Source organism: Ensifer sp. R1-3, assembly GCF_056739175.1.
This window is the reverse complement of sequence record NZ_CP096515.1, coordinates 685,243-706,767: the sequence shown is the minus strand read 5'-3', so window position 1 is coordinate 706,767 and position 21,525 is coordinate 685,243. Positions and strand designations below refer to the sequence as shown.

Here is a 21,525-nt window from a genome sequence, read left to right as displayed (position 1 = left end):
TTGCCTGGCGCAATGCTATAAATCCCCTCGACGGAGGAACGCATGGCGACGATGACGGCCCGGATCATTCACACCTCGATCGAGCGCGACTGGCGCGAGGTCTATGCCTTCATGGCCGACCACGGGAAGATGCCGCTCTGGGCGACCGGTCTCTCCTCCGGGCTCACGCGCGACGGCGACGAGTGGATCGCACCCGGCCCCCTCGGAAATGCCCGCGTCCGCTTCGTTGCCGATAACGAATTCGGTGTGGTGGATCACCTGGTGACACTCGATAACGGCGCGCGCGTCCACAATGCGCTTCGCGTCGTGCCGAACGGCGACGGTGCGGAAGTCATGTTCACCCTGCTCAGGCAGCCCGGCATGACCGATGCGCAATTCGCCGAGGACGCGGCCTGGGTCGAAAAGGACCTTGCCGCGCTCAAATCCATTCTGGAAACCGGTAACCACAATCAGGAAAGCGGCAAAGATAATGGCCAGCAAAGGTAACGACAAACGTATCGACTATGTCGAATTCAACGTGACGGATATCGCCGCAAGCAAGGCCTTCTACGGGAGCGCTTTCGGCTGGACCTTCACGGATTACGGCCCGGAATATTGCGAGTTCGGCGATGGGCGATTGACCGGCGGTTTCACGACACTCGGCCCGGTCCGCAGCGGCGGTCCGCTCGTCATCATCTATGCCGACCAGATCGAGGACGCTCAGCGGCGGGTCGAAGCCGCAGGCGGCAAGATCGTCAAGCCTATCTTCACCTTCCCGGGCGGTCGGCGGTTCCATTTTGCCGACCCCGATGGCTATGAGCTGGCGGTGTGGTCCGCGCAGTAGCCGTACGCCTGTTCATTCGCCGAAGCGGATGAACAGCGCGCCGACGAGCCCAAAGACGACGATGCACTGCAGGATGAACATGGGCCACTCCTGTGACATCTCGTTTCCTCCTTTCGGCGGACGCTGTCACGATTCCCTTCGCGCATGCCCGGCGCACTCCAGACAATCCCTGAATCGGCACCGATTTAAGGAGACGGCGGTTTACGAGGGGAAAAGATGTGCGTCAGGAGACCGGCTCAAAGAGACCGCTTGATGTGCCAGCGGTCATGATACCAGAGCCACTGGCCCGGATATTCGCGAACCCAGCTCTCGACCTTGTCGTTCAGCATCTGCGCCGTTGCCGTGACATCGACGCTGCCGTCGGCCCTGCGGGGGATCTCGACCGCCGGCTCGAGCTCCAGCCGGAAGCGGTTGCCGGGCAGGCGAATGCAACGGGCCGGATAGACCTCGCAATTGAACTGGCGGACGAGCTTGGCAAGCAGCGGATTCGTCTGCACGTCCTGCCCGAAGAATTTCGTCTTCAGGCCCTTACGGAACTTCTGGTCGACGAGCACCCCGACGCCGCCGCCGCGTTCGAGCTGCCTGGCAAGGGCGAAAGAGGAGCCGGCATGCGACGGCACGAGGTTGCCCATGCGCTCCTTGCGGAATTCGAATACCCGGTCGGCGAGATAGGGATTGTTCGGCGGCCGGAAGAGCACCGTCACGTCGAGGCCGAAGGCCGAGCCGGCAACCGGCAGCATCTCGAAATTGCCGCTATGGGCCGTGAAGACGATGAAGGGCCGCGGATTGTCCCGCAGTTCCAGGAAGAGCGGGATGCCCGAAACCTCCACCCTGCCCGGTTCCGCGCGCGCCGGATCGAAGTCGAAGAGCTGATCGAGGAACACGTATTCGGCGGCGAGCCGCCCCATATTGCCCCAGCTCTCGAGCGCGATCGCCTCGATCTCGGCATCGCTCTTCTCGGGAAAGGCATTGCGCAGATTGATCAGCGTCAGCTTGTGGCGACCAGTCTTCGGCCCGATCCGGCGGGCAACGCGATCCATGAAGTTGATGGCCATGTCCGCGGGGAAAAGCTTGAGTATCGTGAGAAGCAGCAGGACGAACTGCGCGATCGACCATTGACGGAAGCGATCCGCAGCAAGCACCAGCCGTGTGATCAGCATCCGCACGAAGATCAATCCATCCGCAACACGATCTTGCCGAAGATCTGGCGCGACTCCATACGCTCCAGCGCGCGGTCGATATCGTTGAGCCCCACCTCGGTGTCGATCACCGGGTGAACGAGCCCGCGCCCCATCTTCTGCATGGCGTTCGCCATGTTCTCCATTCGGCAGCCGAAGGAGCCGAGCAGTTTCAGCTGCTGCTGGAACAGCATCATCAGATTCATGTCGGTCGAGACACCGGAAGTCGAGCCGCAGGTGACGAGGCGTCCACCACGCTTCATCGACAGCATCGAGCCCGCCCAGGTATCCTTGCCGACATGTTCGAAGACGACATCTACGCCCTTCTTCTTCGTCAGCTTCCGCACCACGCCTTCGAAACGATCGGTCCGGTAGTTGATGACGTGGTCGGCACCGAGCGCCTTCGCCCTGTCGATCTTGTCGTCCGATCCGACTGTGGTGATGACCGTGCAGCCGATCTTCTTGGCGAGCTGGATCGCGGCCGTGCCGATACCGGATCCGCCGGCATGGACGAGGATCGTCTCGCCGGGTTCGAGCTTGGCGTTGTCGAACAGCATGTGCTCGACGGTACCGAAGGTGACCGGCGCCAGCGCCGCGCCGATTTCGTCGACGCCGGGGGGTGCAGGCACCAACAGGCGCGCCGGAAGGTTGACCTTCTCCTGCGCGAAGCCGTCCAGATGGAAGCCATGGACGCCCCCGACATGTTCGCAGAGATTGTCGCGCCCCTCGCGGCACGGGCGGCAGAGGCCGCAGGTACGCGCACCGTAGATCGAGACGAGCTGGCCGGGGAGCACATTGGCGACGCCCGGGCCGATGCTCTCCACGACGCCGGAGGCTTCCGCGCCGATGACGAGCGGCATCTTGCGCTTGGCGAAAGCCATGCCGCGCCAGCCCCAGACGTCGATATGATTGAGCGCGACCGCCTTGACCCGCAGCGTCACCTCGCCAGGACCGGGCGCCTCCGGCTCCGGCAGATCGGTGATTTCAAGCTTGCGGTCATCGAGCAGTTGCAGGGCGCGCATGGTCTTTTCCTTTGCATATGTCGTTGTCGCGCGAGAGTTGCGCGGAAGGGATAGACCCCCTCTGGCCTGCCGGCCATCTCCCCCACAAGGGGGGAGAGTAGGCGTCGCATGCCTTTCGCCTTCCAATCAAGGCTCATCTTGTTGCGACGCTTGGAGCGAAGCGAGAGGCCAACCGCACCTTTCTCCCCCCTTGTGGGGGAGATGGCCGGCAGGCCAGAGGGGGCCTTTTTCTTCCACTCAGGCCGGCTCGGCGGTCATGACAAGGCTGGCGTTCTGGCCGCCGAAGCCGAAGGAGTTCGACAGCACTGCAGTCACCTGCTGGCTGCGCTTCACGTTCGGCACGACATCGAGAACGATCGCCGGGTCGGGGTTCTGGTAGTTGATCGTCGGCGGCAGCGTGCCGCTGAGCATCGTCTGGAGCGAGAAGACCGCTTCGACCGCACCGGCTGCCGTCAGCGTGTGACCGATCATCGACTTGTTGGATGAGACCGGGATCGACGGCAACCGCTCGCCGAAGACCGCGGACATCGACAGATACTCCATCTTGTCGTTTTCGGGCGTGGAGGTGCCATGGGCATTGATGTAGCCGATCCCGGCTTCGTCGATGCCCGCATCCGCAAGTGCCGCGCGGATCGTCGCGATCGCCGGTCCGCCATCGGGAGAGGAACGCGTGCGGTGGAAGAGGTCGGCCTTTTCGCCGCAGCCCTTGAGAATGCCGTAGATGCGGGCGCCGCGAGCGACCGCCGCTTCCAGCGATTCGAGCACCAGCGTCGCGGCGCCTTCCGCAATCACGAAACCGTCGCGATCCTTGGTGAAGGGCTTCGAAGCCTTTTCCGGCGGCTCGTTCTGTGTGGAGAGCGCCGAGAGCAGCGAGAAGCGGATGAGGGCCTCGGCACTGACCGAGCCGTCCGTCGCAACCGTGAGCGCCCTGTCGGTTCTGCCCTGGCGGATGGCTTCGACGCCGAGCTGTATGGCGGTCGCCCCGGATGCGCAAGCCGTCGAAAGCGTCACCGGAAGGCCGCGCGTACCGAAGCGGTCCGCAAGACGCTCCGAGATCGAGCCGAATAGCACGGCCTCGTGGAAGGTCGGATCCGCCTTCTGCCGCATTGCCGCGAGGAACCGATTATAGGCGTCGCCCGGCTGGCTCGACGGCGGCGAGCGGTCGGCAAGCTCGAAACGGGCATTCCATTCGGGCTCGATCGGCGGGGCCGCCAGGAAGAGCGGGCCGTTGAAATCGCCGGAAAGGCCGGCCTGAGCCAGGGCCTCCAGCGTCGTTTCGCGCGCCATCGCATAGGAACGCTCGACGGCATTCTCCGCAGGAATCTCGATGAAGTCGACCGTGCCGCTGATGCGGGTCGAAAGAGCATCGGTCGGGAACCGGGTGATCTTGTGAATGCCCGATACGCCCCCGGTGAGCGCCGCCCAGTTGTCGTCGAGCCCCTGCCCGAGCGAGGTGATGACGCCCATGCCGGTGACGGCAACGATCGGACGGCCGAGGTGGTCCTTATAAGCCTTGCTCATAGTTCGAGCTCCTTATTCCGCGGCAAGCACGGCGACGCCTTCGCCACGGGAGTGGCCGATGGTGGTGACGACCGCCGCCCTTGCCGGGGCCAGCATCGGGGCTTCGGCGGCGGGGTCGAAAGGTGGAACCTTGGCTGCGTGTCCGAGCGAGAGCGCGGCAAGGACCATGCCGACCGGAAACTGCGCCTCGATGCCGTGACCGACGAGCCCGCCATAGGCACGGACCGGCCGGCCGGCGAGTTCGGTTTCGAGAAACGCCTTTTCCCGTCCGGCAAGGTCATGGAAGCCCGAGGTGCCGGAAAAGACGACGGTCGACTGCGGATCGAGCTCGAGGGCCGGCTTCGATAGATATCTGAGGCGCGCTTCGAGCCGCCCGTCCTCGCGGCTGCCGCGGTCGCCGCCGATCGCATCGATCGTCGCATAGATGCGGGCGCCGCGTGACTCGGCATATTCGCGCGACTCCAGAACCAGGAAGGCGCCAACGGAACCGAGGATCATGCCGCCCCCGTCCTCGGGCTTGCGGGACCAGATCGGATGCCACTCACCGAGCGCATGGCCCTGAATCGCCTCGATCATCAGGACGATGTCGAGACGCTCGGCCGAAAATGCACCGCCGACCAGCGTGTGGCTCGACTGACCGGCCTTGATGCGGGCAAAGGCCGTCTCGATCGCGGAAATGCCGGCCGCCTCTTCGCCCATGAAAGTGCGCGACGAACCCGTGACCTTGTGCACGATGGAGATGTTGCCGGCGAGAAGGTTGGAAAGCTGCGCCAGAAACAGCGTCGGGCGCAGTTCCGTCGTCAGCTTCTCGTTCAATAGCCGTTCGCGGTCGTTGCGCTTCAGCGCCTCGTCGACGATGAGCGAGTCGACGTTGATATCGCGCTCGCCGCCGCCGGCCGCGACGATCATGTCCATGCTTCCGCAGGCTTCGAGATTGTCCTTGAGACCAGCGTCGTCGAGCGCCAGGCCGGCAGCGAAAACGCCGAGGCGCTGCCAGTTCTCCATCTGCCGCTGGTCGCCGCGCTTCGGAATCTGCTGCGACCAGTCGATTTCCGGTAACGGGTGCACCGGATAGGGTGCGAAACGTTCCGTTTCGATGCGAACCTCAGGCGGCTCGGCCGCGCCGAGCAGCGCCACATGAGGCTCGGCGCCGACGCCTTGGCTCGTCACGATGCCTACCCCGGTGATCACCACATCGTTCGCGGATTTCGTCATCTTCACTTCTCCGAACCGGCCATCGCGGCCATGAGCCCCAGTTCTTCCGCACGCTTGCGCACGATATCGCCCAGCGGCACCTGGTCGAACGGGATCGTCCTCAGCTTCAGCTGGGCATCGCATATCTTCTTGCCGCCAGACGCAATCCTGGCCTTCGTCACTGCAAAGCCGGATCCCTCGTGTTCGAGCAGAGCCTCTATCTCGAGCTCGGCATTCGGTTCGACGAAGCTGCGCATCTTCGCACCGTCGACCGTCATCAGGAACGGCATTGCGGCGAATTTCGTCGCGGCCAGCACCAGGAAGCCGGAAGCCTGCGCCATGGTTTCGATCAGCAGCACGCCCGGGACCAGCGGGTAGCCGGGGAAGTGCCCCTCGAATACCGGGCTCTTCTCCGGCACGACCGAGCGCGCCACCAGACGGCCGGCCGACAGATCGACGGTTTCGACCCGGTCGATCATCTGGAAATATTCAAGGAGCATGCAGGCTCATCCCATTCGTTTCGCGCTCAAGTAAAAATGCCGATGCCGCCTGTCAAGCGCGGGGCGCGACAGGCGGCATCGGGAAAGGGGCCGATCCGTGTCAGCGATGATCGCCAAGCTCCGATCGCAGATGAAAGCGCGATTCACGCGGAAAGCCGCTTCAGGCTTTCCTCAACCCGCTTTTGCGGCCCGCAGCTCGTCGATCTTGGCACAAAGGTTCTTCAGCACGAAGTACTCCTCGGTCGAGACCTTGCCTTCGTTGACTTCCTGAGTCCACTGCTCCAGCGGAATCTTGATGCCGAATTCCTTGTCGATCGCAAAAACGATGTCGAGAAAGTCGAGGCTGTCGATGCCGAGATCATCGATCGTGTGGCTTTCCGGCTTGATCGTCTCGCGATCGATTTCGCTCGTTTCCGCGATAATATCGGCAACCTTGTCGAATGTAGCTGTCACGCGCATACCTCTTAAAATTCGAGTCTTGGCGAACCCTATAGAAAAATGCACCGCAAAAGCCAATGCCCCATGGTCTTTTGCCACGGCGATTTGGAGAAGGTGTTGCTCAACGACGACCGTGTAGGTCCTGAGCGAGTTACTTTCGTGATCCGGGACCTAGAAAAGCAGAAGCGGCAAAGCAGCAGCCGCGAAGGCGAAGGTCATCACCGAACAGGCCGCATAGAAGACGGTGACCGCAGCCTCGATATCCTCGATGGCAGCAACCGCACGGCCGGCGTCGTTCATCATGGGCTCGTCGACCTTCACACCACCATAGATTCTCGGCCCTGCAAGCTGAACGCCGGTTGCGCCTGCCATCGCAGCTTCGGGCCAGCCGGAATTGGGCGAGCGGTGAAGTCCGTGATCGCGCCGCGCCACCTCGATTGCGGTTTTCGCCGCTTCCGCACCGCGCCTGAAATAGGCGCCGGCTGCGATCAGGAGGGCCGAGAGCCGTGCCGCGGGCAGGTTCGCCAGATCGTCGAGCCGCGCCGAAGCCCAGCCGAAATGAAGATATTTCGGGCTCTTGTGGCCGATCATCGAGTCGGCCGTGTTCAGCATCTTGTAGGCAAGAAGACCGGGAAGTCCGGCAACCGCATACCAGAAGGCGGGAGCGACGACGCCGTCTGAAAAGTTTTCAGCAAGACTTTCGATGGCCGCGCGACAGACCGCCGGCTCGTCGAGTGTGTTCGGATCGCGTCCAACGATCATCGATACCGCCTGGCGGCCGCCAGCAAGTCCATCGCGTCGCAGGCCGGCGGCGACCCGGGAAACGTGATCTGCAAGGCTCTTCTGGGCGAGGAAGACGGCCACCGTGACAACCTCGAGCAAAGAGCCGAGGGCGCCAAGCACATCGAAAAGCCGAGCGAGCACGACACCCAGGGCCGTGGCGCCGGCGAGCAGCACCAGAATGCCGACGACACCGCGGAATTTCAGCCAGGCCTTGGTGAATTCGCCGCGGTTAAGCGCTTCGTCCACGAATTCGACCGCCTTGCCGAAGAACACCACCGGATGCGTCAGACGCGACCAGAGCCAGTCCGGATCGCCGAGGACGCGGTCCAGCAGCAGCGCCATCACAAGGATAAGAAGTATTTCAGCCGACACTACACACCCATCCGGTTCAAAGCCTCGGCGAGACGACGGTCGCCCTGCGCGTTCGGTGACAATCCGATACGCAGCCAGCGCGGATCGTAGTCGAACTTTCGCGTCAGGATATGCGCCTCGCAGAGCGCCGCGTGAAGATCGTAAGCCCGTTCGTGTTCTACGAGCGTGAAAAGGCCGGTGCCGCCGACCACATCGAGCCCGGCGCCGAGAAGCACCGCGTCGAGCGCGGCCTTGCGTTCCGCGATGCCGACCTTGATCCCCAGCGTGTCGCCTTCCATCAGCTTCGCCGAAATCGCAAGTGCCGGACCCGAGACCGACCAGGGCCCGAGCCAGTCACGAAACGAGTCCTCGATCGTCCGGCTCGCGACTACAAAGCCGAGCCGAAGACCCGCAAGACCGAAGAATTTCCCGAAAGAACGGAAAACGACGAGGTTGTCATTGGCCGCAACGTGTCCGGCGACGCTTGCGTCCGGCTCCAGATCGCCGAAGGCCTCGTCCACCACGAGCAGGCCGCCATGCGCCCGCATCGCCTCCGCCATTGCAAGGATTTCCTCCGGCGGAAAGCGCCGGCCGGTCGGATTGTTCGGATTGACGACGACCGCCAGGCCGTGCGCCGCCTGGAGATCACCGGCGCACGTGACCGAGTCGACGACCAGGCCGGCGGCTTTCAGTACGCGCGCATATTCGCCATAGGTCGGCGCGAATATGGCGACTCGTTTTCCCTGGCCGGCGATCCGCGGGAGCAATTGAATGGCGGCCTGTGTTCCGGGCACCGGCAATGGCATGAGTTCGCCCGTCCGATAGTAGCGACTGGCCGCCGCACGCGCTGCCTCTTCCACATGCCGATCCGGCAATCGGTGCCAGACGCGCGCGTCGATTTCCGGCAGGGCGGCGGGACAAGGGTTGATCCCCGTCGAGAGGTCAAGCCAGTCTTCGGGCGTCCCCCCGAAGCGCGCTGCGGCTTCCGTGATCCCGCCGCCATGAATGATGGGAGCGGCCATGATCATTCCGAGAAATCGATGAGATGCATGAAGGAACCGGCAACGTTCCGGCGACGGAGGCCGGCGCGGCCGAGATCGAGCCCTGCCGCGTCACGTACCGTGAAGAGCGGCTCAGCCGCGCCCTCCGAAACGATCGTGGCATAGTGAAATTCGTGCGCCGTCATCGGTCCCCGGAAAAACACGTCGTCAACCGGCGTGACGCGCCGGTAGCCGAGATGCCGCTTGCGTTCGGCGAAGCTCGTGAGGAGCGGCAAAAGCCCGAGCATCTCGTAATGCCCGCCATCCGCCGCGACAAGCCCCTCGCCCAGCACCATATAGCCGCCGCACTCCCCGAAGATGCGCGCCCCGCCCCCAGCGGCCTTGTGCATGGCCGCGCGGAAATTCGAAGCATTGGAGAGCTGTTCCGCATGAAGCTCGGGATAACCGCCGGGGAGATAGACCGCATCGGCACGCGGATCGGGCGCCTCGTCCGCAAGAGGAGAGAAGAATGTGACTTCGGCCCCCTGCCCGCGCCAGCCCGAAAGAAGATGCTCGTAGCAGAAGGCGAAGGCCACGTCGCGCGCGACGGCTGTCCGCTGGCCGAGCGGCTTTAGCGTTCCGGCCGTCACTCCCACCGTCAGCGGCGTCGCCGCAGCAAGCACCGCCTCGAGATCGCAACCCGATGCGACCCGCATTGCCGCGTGATCGATGAAGGCTTCCAGCGATCCATGCTCGCCTGCCTGTACGAGGCCCAGGTGGCGTTCGGGCAGCTTCAGTGCAGCGTCCTGTCGCAGTACGCCGAAGACCGGCATCGCAATTCCGGCAAGCGCATCGCGCAGCATTCCCTCATGCCGGTCGCTGCCGACCCTGTTCAGAATGACGCCCGCGACACGGACATCGTCGCGGTGACGGGCATAGCCGCCGACCAGGGCGGCCACGGAATGGGAGAGGCGCGCGCAATCGACGACCAGGATCACTGCAAGTCCAAGTGCTGCGGCGAGATCCGCCGGCGCGCCCGTGCCGTCCGCTGCACCGTCAAAGAGGCCCATCATCGCCTCCATGATCAGCACCGAGCCGTCTTCCGCCGCAGCCGCCGCATTGGCTAGGAGCAGTTCGGGGCGCATTGCCCAGGGGTCATAATTGAAGCAGGGTTTGCCGCTGGCAGCCGTGTGAAAAGCCGGGTCGATATAGTCCGGCCCCGCCTTTCCAGGCGCGATCGAGAGCCCGCGCCGTCTCAATGCCCGCATCAGGCCGAGCGTCACCGTGGTCTTGCCCGAGCCGGAGCTCGGGGCTGCAATCATCAGTCCATTCATGCCGGGTTCCGGAGAATGCGGCTCGAAAACGGATCGGGAGCGAGCGCCCGGCCATCGAGCGCGCCAAGCCAGTCGAGCGAGGCGCGAAGCCGGACGACCTCGCCGACAACGACGATTGCCGGCGGCTCGAGCCCCGAAGCGGTCACATCGGCTTCAGCGGACGAAAGAGTGGTTTCCAGCACCACCTGTTCCGGTGTCGCCGCATTGCAGACGAATGCCACCGGCTCGTCCGGCGAGCGGCCGGCGTCCATCAGATTGGCGGAGATCTGGCCGATATGCTTCATCGCCATGTACATGACGATTACCGGAGAGCCCTTGGCAATGCCTTCCCAATTGATCCTGTCCGGCACGACGCCGGAAGAGTCATGGCCGGTAAGGAAAGTCACCGCGTGGTTGACCTCCCGATGCGTGACCGGAATGCCGGCATAGGCAAGCCCGCCTATGCCCGCGGTGATCCCGGGAACGATGCGGAACGGGATGCGGTGCTCGACCAGGGTCAGCGCCTCCTCTCCGCCTCGGCCGAAGACAAAGGGATCGCCACCCTTGAGGCGCAGCACCCTCTTCCCTTCACGCGCCAGTTCGACGAGCCGCAGCGAGATGTCGCGCTGTTTCGGCGAAGGCTTGCCGCCGCGTTTGCCCGCAAATTCGAGTGCTGCACTCGCTTTGGCGAGCTTGAGGCAATCACCGTTGACCAGCGCATCGTGAACGATGACATCCGCCTGGCGAAGCGCATTGGCTGCGTGCAGGGTCAGAAGGCCGGGATCCCCCGGGCCCGCACCGACGAGCCAGACCGAACCCGGCTCGAGTTCAGGCAGGCCGGCAAACATGTCGGTCATCGGTCGATACTCCGGGCAAAGCAAGGCATTCCATCCGATCCAACCGAGGAAAAACTTGAAGTCGTTATGCAGGAAACAATGGCAGATAATTGAATCGGCTCATCAAAGAAACTGCAAAATTCGCCCGAGGCCATCACACGGCTCCCCTTGCATAATCGGCCGGTCCGGCGATTGCCGCCGTCGCCCGCACCGATCGGATCTTAGGCACGAGCAGCACCGCGTCGCACCCGGCGGCCGCCAAGGCCGCGCCCTCAGCGACGCCGTGGCAACCCGTATGGGCAAAGACGACCTTCGATGGATTTTTTAGACGCGACGATTGCGCCTCCAGCGTGGCAGCGTCGAAGAAATGCGTGGGCACCGAAAAGTGCCGCGCGACCGCATGGATCGCGGGCTCATCGGTCCGCGCATCCAGAGAGGCGACGAGTCCGACATCCTTGCCGGAAGCGCCGGCGTCCGCAAGCGCCTGTTCGGCAAGCGCGATAACCTCTTCGGGCGCAGTGTTGCGCTCGCAGCCAAGGCCGAGCACGAGTTTGGCGGTGATGTGTCCTTCGGCGGAAGGCATATGCGGTGCGGCTCCCATGCGGCGTCGGCGTTCCATACGAAGCGCCGGGCCGGCGAAATGCCACGTACCGGTCCGGACAGCACCGGATCAAGCCCCCTGCATGGGTCGGCCGCACCGGACGCTCTTTCAGTCCGCCTGAACGGACGCCGTCGCATGATCGTCATTTTTATCGGAGCGCTTCAGGTCGGTCAAACCGGATTGCGCCATCCACGTGTCGCAATCCGTGCGGCCACGGGATCGACCTCAGACAATTCTTTGCATTTCGGCGTCACCTCTGACACAAGGCGGCTGAAGCAGTTCCCGCCGCCCTATTTGCTCGAGACTCCAGTGCACGACCTAGCCCTCCACATACTGCTCTTTCTTTTCGCGGCCGCATTCCTTGCCGGCTTCATCGATTCGATCGCCGGCGGCGGCGGGATGATCACCATCCCGGCCATGCTGATCGCGGGGATTCCGCCGCTCGAGACGCTCGGCACCAACAAGCTGCAGTCGCTTTTCGGCTCCGGTTCGGCGAGCATCGCCTATGCCCGGCACGGCCACGTCAACCTTCGGGAGCAACTCCCGATGGCGCTGATGTCGGCGGCAGGCGCGGTATTGGGCGCATTGCTCGCGACGGTCGTTCCCGCGGACGTTCTGGAGGCCGTGCTGCCGTTCCTGTTGATCGGCATCGCGCTCTACTTCGGTTTCAAGCCGAATATCGGCGACCTCGACAAACATCGGCGCCTGTCGGTTTTCCTGTTCACCGTCACCTTCGTGCCCCTGATCGGCCTCTATGACGGCGTTTTCGGTCCGGGCACAGGTTCCTTCTTCATGCTCGGTTTCGTCTCGCTCGCAGGCTACGGCATCCTCAAGGCGACGGCGCACACGAAATTCCTGAACTTCGGTTCCAATATCGGCGCATTCTTCGTCTTCCTGCTCAGCGGCGTCGTGCTCTGGAAGATCGGCCTGACGATGGGCGTCGGCCAGTTCCTCGGCGCGCAAGTCGGCTCGCGCTATGCGATGGCAAAGGGCGCGAAAATCATCAAGCCTTTGCTGGTCGTCGTTTCGATCGCGCTCGCCATCCGGCTGCTCGCCGACCCGGAATATCCGCTGCGTATCTGGCTGGGGCTGTAGGCCGGCCGCAAACCGACGACAGTTCAGCCGTTCCAGACGAGATGTCCGCCGCCCAGATCCGATGGCGGCGGGAAGGATGGCGCATAATCCAGGGCGCGCACAGGACTCGGCAGGTCTTCCGCTTTCGGCACGAAATCCCGGCGTACTCGGCCCGGATCGGCCACGGGAACGGCTGCCATCAGTTTCTTCGTATAGGGATGCTGCGGACTCTCGAAGATCTGCCGCCGCGTGCCCATTTCGACGAAGCGGCCCATGTACATGACCGCTACCCGGTGGCTGATCTGCTCGACGACCGCCATGTCGTGAGAAATGAACAGGTAGGAGACGCCGGTCTCGTCCTGGATGTCCTGCAGGAGATCGAGCACCTGTGCCTGGATCGACACGTCGAGTGCCGCGACGGACTCATCTGCGACGATGAGCTTCGGTGAGAGAGACAGGGCGCGCGCGATACAGATGCGCTGCCGCTGACCGCCCGAAAACTCATGCGGGTAACGCTTCATCTGCTCGGGCGACAATCCGACCCGCTTGAAGAGATACTCCACCCGGTCACGCAGTTCGCTTCCGCTTGCAAGGCCGTGGATCACAAGTGGCTCGGCCACCAGATCGCCGACCCGCATACGCGGATCCAGCGATGCGTAAGGGTCCTGGAAGATCATCTGGACGTCACGCAGGATGGGCCGCATCGTGCTCCCCCGCAAGCCGCGCGTGGAGCGTCCGTCGACGCGTATGTCTCCCGTCCACGGGACAAGGTTCAAGAGCGCCTTGCCGGTCGTCGACTTGCCGCAACCGGACTCTCCGACGAGAGACAGCGTCTCACCCCTGCGCACGGAAAAAGAGATGCCCTCCACCGCGTGAAGTCGCCTGACCGGGCGCTGAAGGATGCCGCCCTTGATGTCGAAGCGAACCGTGAGGTTCTCGACCTGGAGCATCGGCTGTTCGGCGCCTGGCTCAGATCTTGTCTCGACCGCCTTCCCCGCTGCACGCTTCGGCGTCTCCGTTCCCGCCATTTCGCCAAGGCGCGGCACGGCGGAAAGGAGCTCCTTCGTGTACGCATCCTGCGGATGCGCGAAAAGATCCCTGCTGGTTGCGTGCTCCACGGTACGGCCATGCTTCATCACCAGCACCTCGTCGGCCATTTCCGCGACCACGCCCATATCATGGGTGATCATGATCACCGAAATCCCATGATCGGCCTGCAGCTTGCGGATAAGGGCCAGAATCTGCGCCTGAACCGTTACGTCGAGCGCCGTCGTGGGCTCGTCGGCGATCAGGATTTTCGGGTTCTGCGCGAGCGCCATCGCGATGACGATGCGCTGACGCAAGCCGCCGGAGAGCTCGTGCGGATACTGGCCGAGCCGCCGCTCCGGCTCTGGAATCTGAACCTGGTCCAGGAGTTCGACGGCCCGCGCCCGCGCGGCGCGCCGGCCACTGGTGTTTCCGTGGGCGGTGATCGCCCCGATCAGCTGATTGCCGACCGTCATCACCGGATTGAGCGAGGTCATAGGCTCCTGGAAGATCATCCCGATCTTGCGCCCGCGAATCCGCCGCATGCGTGCTTCCGGAAGCGCCAATATGTCCTCGCCATCGAGAGTGGCTGAGCCGCCCGCAATACGTGCCATCGGCTTCGGCAGCAACTGCATCAGCGAAAGCGCGGTCATCGATTTACCCGATCCGCTCTCACCTGCAAGACAAAGCGTCCTGCCGGGAAGAAGATCGAAGGACAGACGCTCCACCACGACCTTCGGCCCGGTCGGCGTAGCCACCTGGACGGTCAGTTCCTTCACGGAAAGCAAAGAGGAAGTCATCGGGCAGAGGCCTTGGCAATGTCATCGGAAGGACGCCCTGCCCCGCCGAGGCGGAACAGGACCGGTTCGTCACGCAAAGACGATGCGCGGGAAATAGAAGGACACGACCCAGTTCGGCTGGTCGACGATCTCGCTGATGCGAAGGTCGCCGCAGACGGAGCAGAGCATGTAGGCGTCTTCCGGCTTCATGCCGCGTGTCGCACAGAGCAGGTCGATCATGCCGGATACGGCCGCCCGCGCACCTTCCATCAGATCGCTTCCAATGCCGGTCGTGACCTCATAGCCCTCGGCATCGAGATGCCGAGTGACGGGGCCCGGCGTGGTAAAGCGCGGCATCTTGAGGTTGGCGTCCTTCACCAGTTCCAGCTTCAGGACCACGTCCATCGCGCTTTCGATGGCCGTGCCGCAGACTTCGCCATCTCCCTGCGCCGCATGCGTGTCGCCGATGGAGAACAAGGCGCCCTCCACCTCGACGGGCAGGTAAAGTGTCGTTCCCGCCGCCAGGTCGCGAATGTCGAGATTGCCTCCTACCCGCCGCGGCGGAACCACGGAATGCAGCCCCGGCTCTGCCGGCGCGAGCCCGATCGTGCCGGCGAAGGGCTTCAGGGGAACCCGGCCGAACTCGCCAAAGGCTGCGGGAGCGAGCGTAGCCGGATCATATTTCCAGAGTGTCAGCGCCGGCTCCGCGAACTGGTCGGCGAGGAGCCCGAAGCCCGGAATATTGGCCGTCCAACCAAAGCCGCTCGGCTTGAAGTGCTCGATGGTCACCTTCAGGGCGTCACCCGGCTTGGCCCCATCGACATAGATGGGACCGGTGACCGGATTGACCTTCGTGAAATCGACCGTCGAGACATCGGCAACCGTGCTGTCGGCGGTGAAATGACCGGAACCGGAGTCCAGGCAATTGAACTCGAGCCGCGATCCGGGCGCCACGGTTTCCACCGGCGGGATCGAATGATCCCAGCCGTAGTGGTGATGGCGTCCGTGGATGGTGTAGTCGCAGTTACTGCACATCTTTTGCATATACCTGATCGTAGTGGACGGGGATGTGGACCGGATCGACAAACAGCTTGTCCTCGCCGCCGATACGCTCCGAGCGGATGGTGAAGCGCTCCTCGTTGAAGATCGGCGCCCAGGGCGCGTCCTCCATGATCTTCAGATAGATGTCGCGCCACAGGGCCTCGCGCTCCGCGGCCTTTGCCGGGTCGACGATGGCGTCGGCTTCGGCTGCCTTCTTGTCGAGCTCTTCATTGCAGTACCAGGACCAGTTCCAGCCTCCCGGCACGGCACCGCCGCAACCCAGAATGGGGCCGTAGAAGTTCGACGGATCGGGGAAATCGGCAATCCACGCCATGCCGCCCGACCAGATCATCGGCGCCTGGTTTTCCTCGCCGCCGGCCGCGATGACATTGGCCTGTGCGAGCGACTTGATCGATGCCGTGATGCCGATCGCCTTCAGATCTTGCTGGATCGCCTGGGCGATGCGCGGCTGCGGGTCGGTGTTCATGACATAGAGTTCGGTCGAGAACCCGTCGCCGAGGCCGGCCTGCTCGAGCAGCTTCTTGGCGCCTTCGGGATCGTAGGCATAGCCTGCGTAGTCCTTTGCATAGCCGGGCATCGAGGGCGGCAGCGGCTGGTTGGCAGCGACCGCGCGACCGTTGATGATACGCAGGATACGATCCTTGTTGATGGCCATGTTCACAGCCTTGCGCACCTCGACCTTGTCGAAGGGAGCCATCTTGACGTTCATCGTCACATAGCCGGTGTGCAGCTGGCCGCCCCGGATGATCAGATCCTTGAAGTTGGGGTCGTTCGTCACCTCGACGAACTTCGCCGGCGGAATGCCGTCTCCGGGCACGTCGATTTCGCCGTTCTGCAGGCGAAGAAGCGCAACGACCGGCTCCTGGCCAACCTCGAAGGTGATGCGATCCAGCTTCGGAAGCCCTTCGTTCCAATAGTCGGTGAAGCGTTCGAACACCAGACGCTGCCCAAGTGTCCATTCGGCAAGCTTGAAGGCACCGGAACCGACCGGATTCTTACCGAAATCGGCGCCGTGTTTCTCGACCTCCTCCTTCGGCACGACATGGGCAAAGTTGAGCGCCATGACGTGGAGGAAAGTGGCGTCCGGGCGGGTCAGTTCGAACCTGATCGTGTGCGGATCCTGCACCGTGATGCCGGACAGCTCGCCACCCTTGCCGGCCGAGGCCTCTTCGACCCCTTTGATCGTTGCAAAGAACCCGGCACCCGGGCTCTGGGTCGCTGGGTTCACCACGCGCTCGATCGAATATTTCACGTCTTGGGCAGTCAGCTCGCGGCCATTGTGAAATTTGACGCCCTTGCGCAGCTTGAACGTGAAGATTTTGCCGTCCTCCGAGATTTCGTAGGATTCGGCAAGGTCGGGACGCAGCTCGGTCGTGCCCGGGACATAATCCATCAGGCCGTCGAACAGCGACTTGATCATCGACCAGTTCTGCCAGTCGTAGCCGATCGCCGGATCGAGGGTCGAAACGTCGTCCTTGTAGGTGACGGTCATTTCGCCACCCTGCTTGATGTCGTCGGCAAGCGCGGGATTTCCCATGAGTGCGGCGGCGCAGACGCCGGCCAGTAGCAAGTTCCTCATCTGAAGTTCCTTTCTTGATGCTGCAGTTTTTTCTTCCCGCGTCAGCGCAGCTTGATGCGCGGGTCGATAAGCGGTGTGATGAGGTCGGCGAGCAGGTTGCCGAGCACGATGGCAAACGCAGAGACGAGCGTGACGCCCATGATGATCGGGATGTCCACCCGCTGGATCGCCTGCCAGGCCAGCTGGCCGATGCCGGGCCAGCCGAAGACGCTTTCCACCACCACGATGCCGGACATGAACAGACCGATGTCGATGCCGATCATCGCGATAACGGGCAGTATCGCGTTGGGCATTGCGTGTCGGAACAGGACCTTGGCGCGACCGACACCGGTTGCGCGCGCCGTGCGGATGAAATCCTGGCGCATCACTTCGATCAGCGAGGAACGCATCATGCGCGAATACCAACCGGCGCCCAGGAAGCCGAGCGTAACGGAGGGCAGGACCAGATGGGCGAAGGTGCCGTAGCCGCCAATCGGGAACCAGCCGAGCTTCACGGCGAAGACGTAAAGCAGCAGGATGCCGATCACGAATTGCGGCGCCGACACCCCGACGAAAGACGCGATCATCAGCGTATCGTCGGTGCGTGAGCCGCGCCGGAGCGCCGCGACGATGCCCATGGTGAGCCCGAAGATCAGTTCACAAGTGATGGCTCCGGCCATCAGCACGAGGCTTGCCGGAAGGCGCGATGCGATCAAAGTGGCGACTTCCGTCTTCTGCAGATAGGAGCGGCCGAAGTCGCCCTGCACCAGGCCCGTGACGTAACGCAGATACTGCTCATAGAAGGGCAGGTTGAGCCCGAGCTGTTCGCGGATGTTCTCCACGGTCTGAGCCGTTGCGCTGCGGCCGGCGATCTGTCTGGCCGGATCGGCCGGTATCAAATAGAGCAGAACGAAGGTGACGAAGCTGATGCCAAGCAGGATGACGACCGTCTGAAGCAGTCGCCGCGCGATATAGGCTGCCATCAATGCCTCCCCTGCTGCGTCGGATCGAGGACATCGCGTAGCGCATCGCCGACCAGGTTGAAGGCGAGCGCGAGCGCCAGGATCGCCGCGCCCGGTATGAACACCAGCCATGGTGCCGAGGTGAAGTAGGTCTGGTTTTCGAAGATGATGTTGCCCCACGACGGGATGGGCGGCTGCACGCCGATACCGAGGAATGAAAGCGTCGCCTCCAGTAGTACAGTCGTGGCAATGCCGAGCGTCGCCCAGACGATGATCGTGGACAGGAGATGCGGCAGGATGTGACGGAAGAGAATGCGTCCGGCGCCGGCACCCATGGCCCGCTCGGCAGTCACGAAATCGCGCTCGGCGATCGAGCGGGTTTCGGTATAGAGGACGCGGGCGATCTGCACCCAGTTCACCATGGCGATGACCATCGCCACGATCCATAGGCTGGGCGTGAAGATCGCAGCCAGAACGATGGCAAGGAGAAGTGCCGGAAAGGCCATCATCAGATCGGTGAAGCGCATCAGCACGGTGTCCACCCAGCCCCGGAAATAGCCGGCTGCAATGCCGACGAGCGAGCCGATGACGACGGCAATGCCATTGGCGACCACGCCGATGACGAGCGAGGTGCGCGCGCCGTAGATCAGGCGGCTAAGGAGGTCGCGTCCGACAAGGTCGGTACCCAGCCAGAACTGGCTGTTGGGCGGCAGCGGCGCGCCTTCGATGGTCAGACCCTCGAAGAACTGCTCGTGCGGGTCATAGGGCACGATCCAAGGCGCAAGCGCTGCTGCGCCCACCACCACGATGATGACCGCAAGACCGATGAGTGCAAGCGGCCTGCGCAGGAGGCGCGTCCACACGCCCGGTGTCCTATTCTCTTTGCTGCGCGCCGTTTCAGCGACCATGGTCTGCATTCTTCAATCCGTGGTTCTCGAATTCCTGGACGATGGCCGCAGCGACGTCCTCGATGCTGCAGCTGCGCGACATCGCGGTCAGGCGCAGGTGCTGGTAGGCTTCGCTGGCCCCGCAGTTCTTCCGGAGCATCAGCAGTGCCGTCGCCTCCGCAAGTTCCTGGCGTCGCGCGAGGCGATCCTTCAGTGCGGCGACGTCACGATCGAGCGCACGGCGGCGGACAAAACTGTGGCTTGCGACCATCAGAGCACTGTACAGCCCGGCGCTGCCGATGGGCTTCAGGAGCTGCGCGTCGGCTCCTTGCGCGATCGTCCAGGCGATGCGGCCGGGTGCCTCGGAGCCGATCAGTGCGATCATCGGCAAGGGGGCTTCCCCCTGACGCCAGGGAAATTGCTCGTCGTGGCCCATATCTGCGTCGATCAGGAGGATGTTGAACTCCTCTGCAGATCGATCCCTGGGAAAATCCGGCCAAGCCTGTTCCGCCGCAATGCCTATGCGGGCGCATTGGGCAAAGAGAGCGTCGACGTTCTGATGCGGCCGGTGCAGGATGAGCGCCCGCCAGCCATCGAAATTCGGGGTGTTATGAACAGATCTCATTTCACCACCTTCAGTTCGGGCCGGACCTCGTCCCCTCCCATCGGGCGGACAAGCGGCGTGGATGTCAGGAACGGATCCGGCGCGATGGCTTCATACGAGCGCTTGACGATCTCGAAACTGCCATCCGCACCCGCGCGGCCGATATGGGCCGGCAATTCCACGTGGTTCGTCCATCGATCGACGCTGATGGCCCCGAGCGGCGTGTCGACTGCCTGCCCGCACAGGGCGGCGCGTACAAGATCCGCATCGTCGCTGCCGCTGCGCGCGATCGCCTCGGCGATCATCACCACGGCACTGAATGCCTGCACATAGAAGGCATCGACCACGGCACCCGGATCCAGCGCCGCAAGTGTCTTCAGGAAGGAGTCGTTTTCGGGCGACTGGATCGTCCGGAAATAGCAGCTGACCGTGAAATGCCCCGCCGCGGCGTGTCCGAGCCCGGTGATCTCGCCCTCGTAGAGGTTGCAGCTGATGACCGGGCATCTATCGGGATGGAAGCGGTCATCTGCTTCAGCGAGAGCCTGAAGTGCGCGCAGAAAAGCGTAGGACGACGGACCGATCAGGTTGTTCAGGATGAAATCCGGTTTCTTCTCGCGCACCTCGTCGATCAGATGGGCGATATCCGTGTCTCCCATCGACACGAAACGCTCGCCCAGGACCTCGCCGCCCGAGCGATGGAGAATGTCGCGTGCGATCCGGTTGGTCTCCCAGCCCCAGATATAGTTGGAGCCGACAAGCATCGCCCTGCTGCCGAAGCGCGGCGCGATATAGTCGAGAAGCGGCACCAGGTGCTGGTTGGCACAGGCGGCAACGTAGATAAGGTTTTCGGAAACCTCGAAACCTTCATAGACGCATGGATACCAGAGCAGCGCGTCGAGCTTCTCGACCACGGGAATCACTTCCTTGCGGCTCCAGGAGGTGGTGCAGCCCACCACATGGCGCACACCGTGCTCGCGGATCAGTTGCCTGCAAAACGGTGCATAGCGATCCGCCTCGCCTGCGGGATCGAGATGATGGGCCTCGAGCCTGAACGGGAAACGCCGGGATGCATTGACATGCTCGATTGCTGCCATCGCGCCGCCAAAGCCCTGGCCCGCCGGCTGCGCATAGCTGCCGCTCCGCGAGAACAATACTCCCACCGGGTAGGTAACGTTGCCTGTCATTCGCCCCTCAAATGCAAAAAGGCCCCGCAGAGAAACAAAGTTTCTCTTCGAGGCCCAGATGCCGACAGATAATTTCAGCCAAGCCTAACGCTAGGATACGACTTGTCAATACGAATGGACATAGCGGCGACGATTTTGGCGAAGACGGCAGTCAGCGCTGCGGAGAGCAGCGCCAATAGCTGCCAGCTCTGCGTCATCAGAATTCGACGCCCTTCTGGCCCTTGATTCCCGAGCGGAAGGGATGCTTCACCAGCTCCATCTCCGTCACCAGATCGGCGATCTCGATCAGGTCTTCCTTGGCGTTTCGGCCGGTCAGGACCACATGCGTCATGTGCGGCTTCTCTTCCTTGAGGAAGCTTACGACCTCGGCGACGTCGATATAGTCGTAGCGCAGCGCGATGTTGATCTCGTCGAGGAGCACCATGGAGTTGCGTTCGTCGCGGATGAGCTCCTTGGCCTTTTCCCAGGCCTTCGCCGCCATGGCAATGTCGCGCGCGCGATCCTGCGTTTCCCAGGTGAAGCCTTCGCCGAGCGTGTGGAACTGGCAGATCTCGCCGAAATGCTTCTCGATCAGGTCGCGTTCGCCCGTGTGCATGGCGCCCTTGATGAACTGAACGACGGCGCAGGGCATTCCGTGGGCGATGTGGCGAAAGATCATGCCGAATCCGGCAGTCGACTTGCCCTTGCCCTTGCCGGTGTGGACGATGATCAAGCCTTTTTCGTCCGTCTTGGTGGCCATGATCTTGTCACGGGCAGTCTTCTTCTTCGCCATCTTCATGGCGTGACGCGCTTCGTCCTTCTCGGCGATCGGTTCGCCGGTATTCGCGGTCTCGTCGTTCATGATGTCCT

General features: G+C 63.1%; 22 protein-coding genes. 3 read left to right on the top strand and 19 right to left on the bottom strand.

All coding sequences use genetic code 11. The annotated features are described in order from the left end of the window. The first annotated feature begins 42 nt into the window (after positions 1 to 42). Complete coding sequence (locus M1D43_RS03440) at positions 43 to 486, top strand: SRPBCC family protein (protein WP_028011934.1); 444 nt, start codon at positions 43 to 45, stop codon at positions 484 to 486. Next, positions 470 to 823, top strand: a complete 354-nt coding sequence (locus M1D43_RS03435) for a VOC family protein (protein WP_003530777.1) — start codon at positions 470 to 472, stop codon at positions 821 to 823. Before M1D43_RS03440 ends, M1D43_RS03435 begins: the two co-directional genes overlap by 17 nt. Positions 824 to 1,059: 236 nt before the next feature. On the opposite strand, the gene M1D43_RS03430 is transcribed toward M1D43_RS03435, so the two are convergent. The 11 genes from M1D43_RS03430 to M1D43_RS03380 all read right to left on the bottom strand — a co-directional run bounded on the left by M1D43_RS03430 (position 1,060) and on the right by M1D43_RS03380 (position 11,522). Continuing rightward, positions 1,060 to 1,983: a lipid A biosynthesis lauroyl acyltransferase gene (locus M1D43_RS03430; protein ID WP_153313390.1), complete on the bottom strand. Its 924-nt coding sequence runs from the start codon at positions 1,981 to 1,983 to the stop codon at positions 1,060 to 1,062. Positions 1,984 to 1,994: 11 nt separating this feature from the next. Further along, a complete protein-coding gene (locus M1D43_RS03425) occupies positions 1,995 to 3,023 on the bottom strand; it encodes a zinc-binding dehydrogenase (protein ID WP_028011932.1) in 1,029 nt (342 codons plus the stop codon). 237 nt (positions 3,024 to 3,260) lie between these two features. Next, a complete protein-coding gene (locus tag M1D43_RS03420) occupies positions 3,261 to 4,544 on the bottom strand; it encodes a beta-ketoacyl-ACP synthase (RefSeq protein WP_003530769.1) in 1,284 nt (427 codons plus the stop codon). Positions 4,545 to 4,556: 12 nt separating this feature from the next. After that, positions 4,557 to 5,759, bottom strand: a complete 1,203-nt coding sequence (locus M1D43_RS03415) for a beta-ketoacyl-ACP synthase (RefSeq protein ID WP_003530768.1) — start codon at positions 5,757 to 5,759, stop codon at positions 4,557 to 4,559. Positions 5,760 to 5,761: 2 nt separating this feature from the next. Then, positions 5,762 to 6,238: a 3-hydroxyacyl-ACP dehydratase FabZ family protein gene (locus M1D43_RS03410; protein WP_003530766.1), complete on the bottom strand. Its 477-nt coding sequence runs from the start codon at positions 6,236 to 6,238 to the stop codon at positions 5,762 to 5,764. Between the two features lie 171 nt (positions 6,239 to 6,409). Beyond that, a complete protein-coding gene (locus M1D43_RS03405; RefSeq protein ID WP_010969581.1) occupies positions 6,410 to 6,697 on the bottom strand; it encodes an acyl carrier protein in 288 nt (95 codons plus the stop codon). Between the two features lie 150 nt (positions 6,698 to 6,847). Beyond that, a complete protein-coding gene (gene cbiB, locus M1D43_RS03400) occupies positions 6,848 to 7,831 on the bottom strand; it encodes an adenosylcobinamide-phosphate synthase CbiB (RefSeq protein WP_028011930.1) in 984 nt (327 codons plus the stop codon). Then, positions 7,831 to 8,832 (bottom strand): threonine-phosphate decarboxylase CobD, encoded by a 1,002-nt coding sequence (gene cobD / locus M1D43_RS03395; protein WP_153313362.1) that lies wholly within the window; start codon positions 8,830 to 8,832, stop codon positions 7,831 to 7,833. Before cobD ends, cbiB begins: the two co-directional genes overlap by 1 nt. A 2-nt stretch (positions 8,833 to 8,834) precedes the next feature. After that, entirely contained in the window at positions 8,835 to 10,124 is a 1,290-nt protein-coding gene (locus tag M1D43_RS03390) for a cobyrinic acid a,c-diamide synthase CobB (RefSeq protein WP_153313363.1), read from the bottom strand. After that, complete coding sequence (cobA, locus tag M1D43_RS03385) at positions 10,121 to 10,960, bottom strand: uroporphyrinogen-III C-methyltransferase (protein WP_003530753.1); 840 nt, start codon at positions 10,958 to 10,960, stop codon at positions 10,121 to 10,123. The genes M1D43_RS03390 and cobA overlap by 4 nt, the downstream gene beginning before the upstream one ends. Before the next feature lie 133 nt (positions 10,961 to 11,093). Further along, positions 11,094 to 11,522, bottom strand: a complete 429-nt coding sequence (locus M1D43_RS03380; RefSeq protein WP_153313391.1) for a cobalamin biosynthesis protein — start codon at positions 11,520 to 11,522, stop codon at positions 11,094 to 11,096. Between the two features lie 327 nt (positions 11,523 to 11,849). Between M1D43_RS03380 and M1D43_RS03375 the strand changes: the two genes are divergently transcribed. Next, the gene (locus tag M1D43_RS03375) at positions 11,850 to 12,635 is read left to right on the top strand and encodes a TSUP family transporter (RefSeq protein WP_027989305.1); all 786 of its coding nucleotides are present in this window, start codon (positions 11,850 to 11,852) and stop codon (positions 12,633 to 12,635) included. A gap of 23 nt (positions 12,636 to 12,658) precedes the next feature. Here M1D43_RS03375 and M1D43_RS03370 read toward each other — a convergent pair whose 3' ends face one another. The 8 genes from M1D43_RS03370 to cobO form a co-directional block, all read right to left on the bottom strand. After that, a complete protein-coding gene (locus M1D43_RS03370) occupies positions 12,659 to 14,440 on the bottom strand; it encodes an ABC transporter ATP-binding protein (RefSeq protein ID WP_153313364.1) in 1,782 nt (593 codons plus the stop codon). Between the two features lie 69 nt (positions 14,441 to 14,509). After that, positions 14,510 to 15,454 carry an acetamidase/formamidase family protein gene (locus M1D43_RS03365; protein ID WP_153313365.1) on the bottom strand — a complete coding sequence of 315 codons (945 nt, stop codon included), beginning with the start codon at positions 15,452 to 15,454 and terminating at the stop codon, positions 14,510 to 14,512. Continuing rightward, on the bottom strand, positions 15,444 to 17,060 hold the full coding sequence (locus tag M1D43_RS03360) for an ABC transporter substrate-binding protein (RefSeq protein WP_153313366.1): 1,617 nt from the start codon (positions 17,058 to 17,060) through the stop codon (positions 15,444 to 15,446). Before M1D43_RS03360 ends, M1D43_RS03365 begins: the two co-directional genes overlap by 11 nt. Before the next feature lie 41 nt (positions 17,061 to 17,101). Further along, entirely contained in the window at positions 17,102 to 18,022 is a 921-nt protein-coding gene (locus tag M1D43_RS03355) for an ABC transporter permease (RefSeq protein WP_153313367.1), read from the bottom strand. Beyond that, positions 18,022 to 18,918 (bottom strand): ABC transporter permease, encoded by an 897-nt coding sequence (locus tag M1D43_RS03350; protein ID WP_498814093.1) that lies wholly within the window; start codon positions 18,916 to 18,918, stop codon positions 18,022 to 18,024. The genes M1D43_RS03355 and M1D43_RS03350 overlap by 1 nt, the downstream gene beginning before the upstream one ends. Continuing rightward, positions 18,899 to 19,513, bottom strand: a complete 615-nt coding sequence (locus M1D43_RS03345) for an ANTAR domain-containing response regulator (RefSeq protein ID WP_127516624.1) — start codon at positions 19,511 to 19,513, stop codon at positions 18,899 to 18,901. The genes M1D43_RS03350 and M1D43_RS03345 overlap by 20 nt, the downstream gene beginning before the upstream one ends. Beyond that, positions 19,510 to 20,676: a transporter substrate-binding domain-containing protein gene (locus tag M1D43_RS03340; RefSeq protein WP_153313368.1), complete on the bottom strand. Its 1,167-nt coding sequence runs from the start codon at positions 20,674 to 20,676 to the stop codon at positions 19,510 to 19,512. The genes M1D43_RS03345 and M1D43_RS03340 overlap by 4 nt, the downstream gene beginning before the upstream one ends. Positions 20,677 to 20,872: 196 nt before the next feature. Then, positions 20,873 to 21,517, bottom strand: coding sequence for a cob(I)yrinic acid a,c-diamide adenosyltransferase (gene cobO / locus M1D43_RS03335; protein ID WP_003530731.1), 645 nt, complete (start codon positions 21,515 to 21,517; stop codon positions 20,873 to 20,875). Positions 21,518 to 21,525: the final 8 nt, after the last annotated feature.

Coding starts and splice junctions, on each gene's coding strand:
- M1D43_RS03440 (WP_028011934.1), top strand. CDS start 43: ATGGCGACGATGACGGCCCGGATCATTCACACCTCGATCGAGCGCGAC.
- M1D43_RS03435 (WP_003530777.1), top strand. CDS start 470: ATGGCCAGCAAAGGTAACGACAAACGTATCGACTATGTCGAATTCAAC.
- M1D43_RS03430 (WP_153313390.1), bottom strand. CDS start 1,983: ATGCTGATCACACGGCTGGTGCTTGCTGCGGATCGCTTCCGTCAATGG.
- M1D43_RS03425 (WP_028011932.1), bottom strand. CDS start 3,023: ATGCGCGCCCTGCAACTGCTCGATGACCGCAAGCTTGAAATCACCGAT.
- M1D43_RS03420 (WP_003530769.1), bottom strand. CDS start 4,544: ATGAGCAAGGCTTATAAGGACCACCTCGGCCGTCCGATCGTTGCCGTC.
- M1D43_RS03415 (WP_003530768.1), bottom strand. CDS start 5,759: ATGACGAAATCCGCGAACGATGTGGTGATCACCGGGGTAGGCATCGTG.
- M1D43_RS03410 (WP_003530766.1), bottom strand. CDS start 6,238: ATGCTCCTTGAATATTTCCAGATGATCGACCGGGTCGAAACCGTCGAT.
- M1D43_RS03405 (WP_010969581.1), bottom strand. CDS start 6,697: ATGCGCGTGACAGCTACATTCGACAAGGTTGCCGATATTATCGCGGAA.
- cobD (WP_153313362.1), bottom strand. CDS start 8,832: ATGGCCGCTCCCATCATTCATGGCGGCGGGATCACGGAAGCCGCAGCG.
- M1D43_RS03390 (WP_153313363.1), bottom strand. CDS start 10,124: ATGAATGGACTGATGATTGCAGCCCCGAGCTCCGGCTCGGGCAAGACC.
- cobA (WP_003530753.1), bottom strand. CDS start 10,960: ATGACCGACATGTTTGCCGGCCTGCCTGAACTCGAGCCGGGTTCGGTC.
- M1D43_RS03380 (WP_153313391.1), bottom strand. CDS start 11,522: ATGCCTTCCGCCGAAGGACACATCACCGCCAAACTCGTGCTCGGCCTT.
- M1D43_RS03370 (WP_153313364.1), bottom strand. CDS start 14,440: ATGACTTCCTCTTTGCTTTCCGTGAAGGAACTGACCGTCCAGGTGGCT.
- M1D43_RS03365 (WP_153313365.1), bottom strand. CDS start 15,454: ATGTGCAGTAACTGCGACTACACCATCCACGGACGCCATCACCACTAC.
- M1D43_RS03360 (WP_153313366.1), bottom strand. CDS start 17,060: ATGAGGAACTTGCTACTGGCCGGCGTCTGCGCCGCCGCACTCATGGGA.
- M1D43_RS03355 (WP_153313367.1), bottom strand. CDS start 18,022: ATGGCAGCCTATATCGCGCGGCGACTGCTTCAGACGGTCGTCATCCTG.
- M1D43_RS03350 (WP_498814093.1), bottom strand. CDS start 18,918: ATGCAGACCATGGTCGCTGAAACGGCGCGCAGCAAAGAGAATAGGACA.
- M1D43_RS03345 (WP_127516624.1), bottom strand. CDS start 19,513: ATGAGATCTGTTCATAACACCCCGAATTTCGATGGCTGGCGGGCGCTC.
- M1D43_RS03340 (WP_153313368.1), bottom strand. CDS start 20,676: ATGACAGGCAACGTTACCTACCCGGTGGGAGTATTGTTCTCGCGGAGC.
- cobO (WP_003530731.1), bottom strand. CDS start 21,517: ATGAACGACGAGACCGCGAATACCGGCGAACCGATCGCCGAGAAGGAC.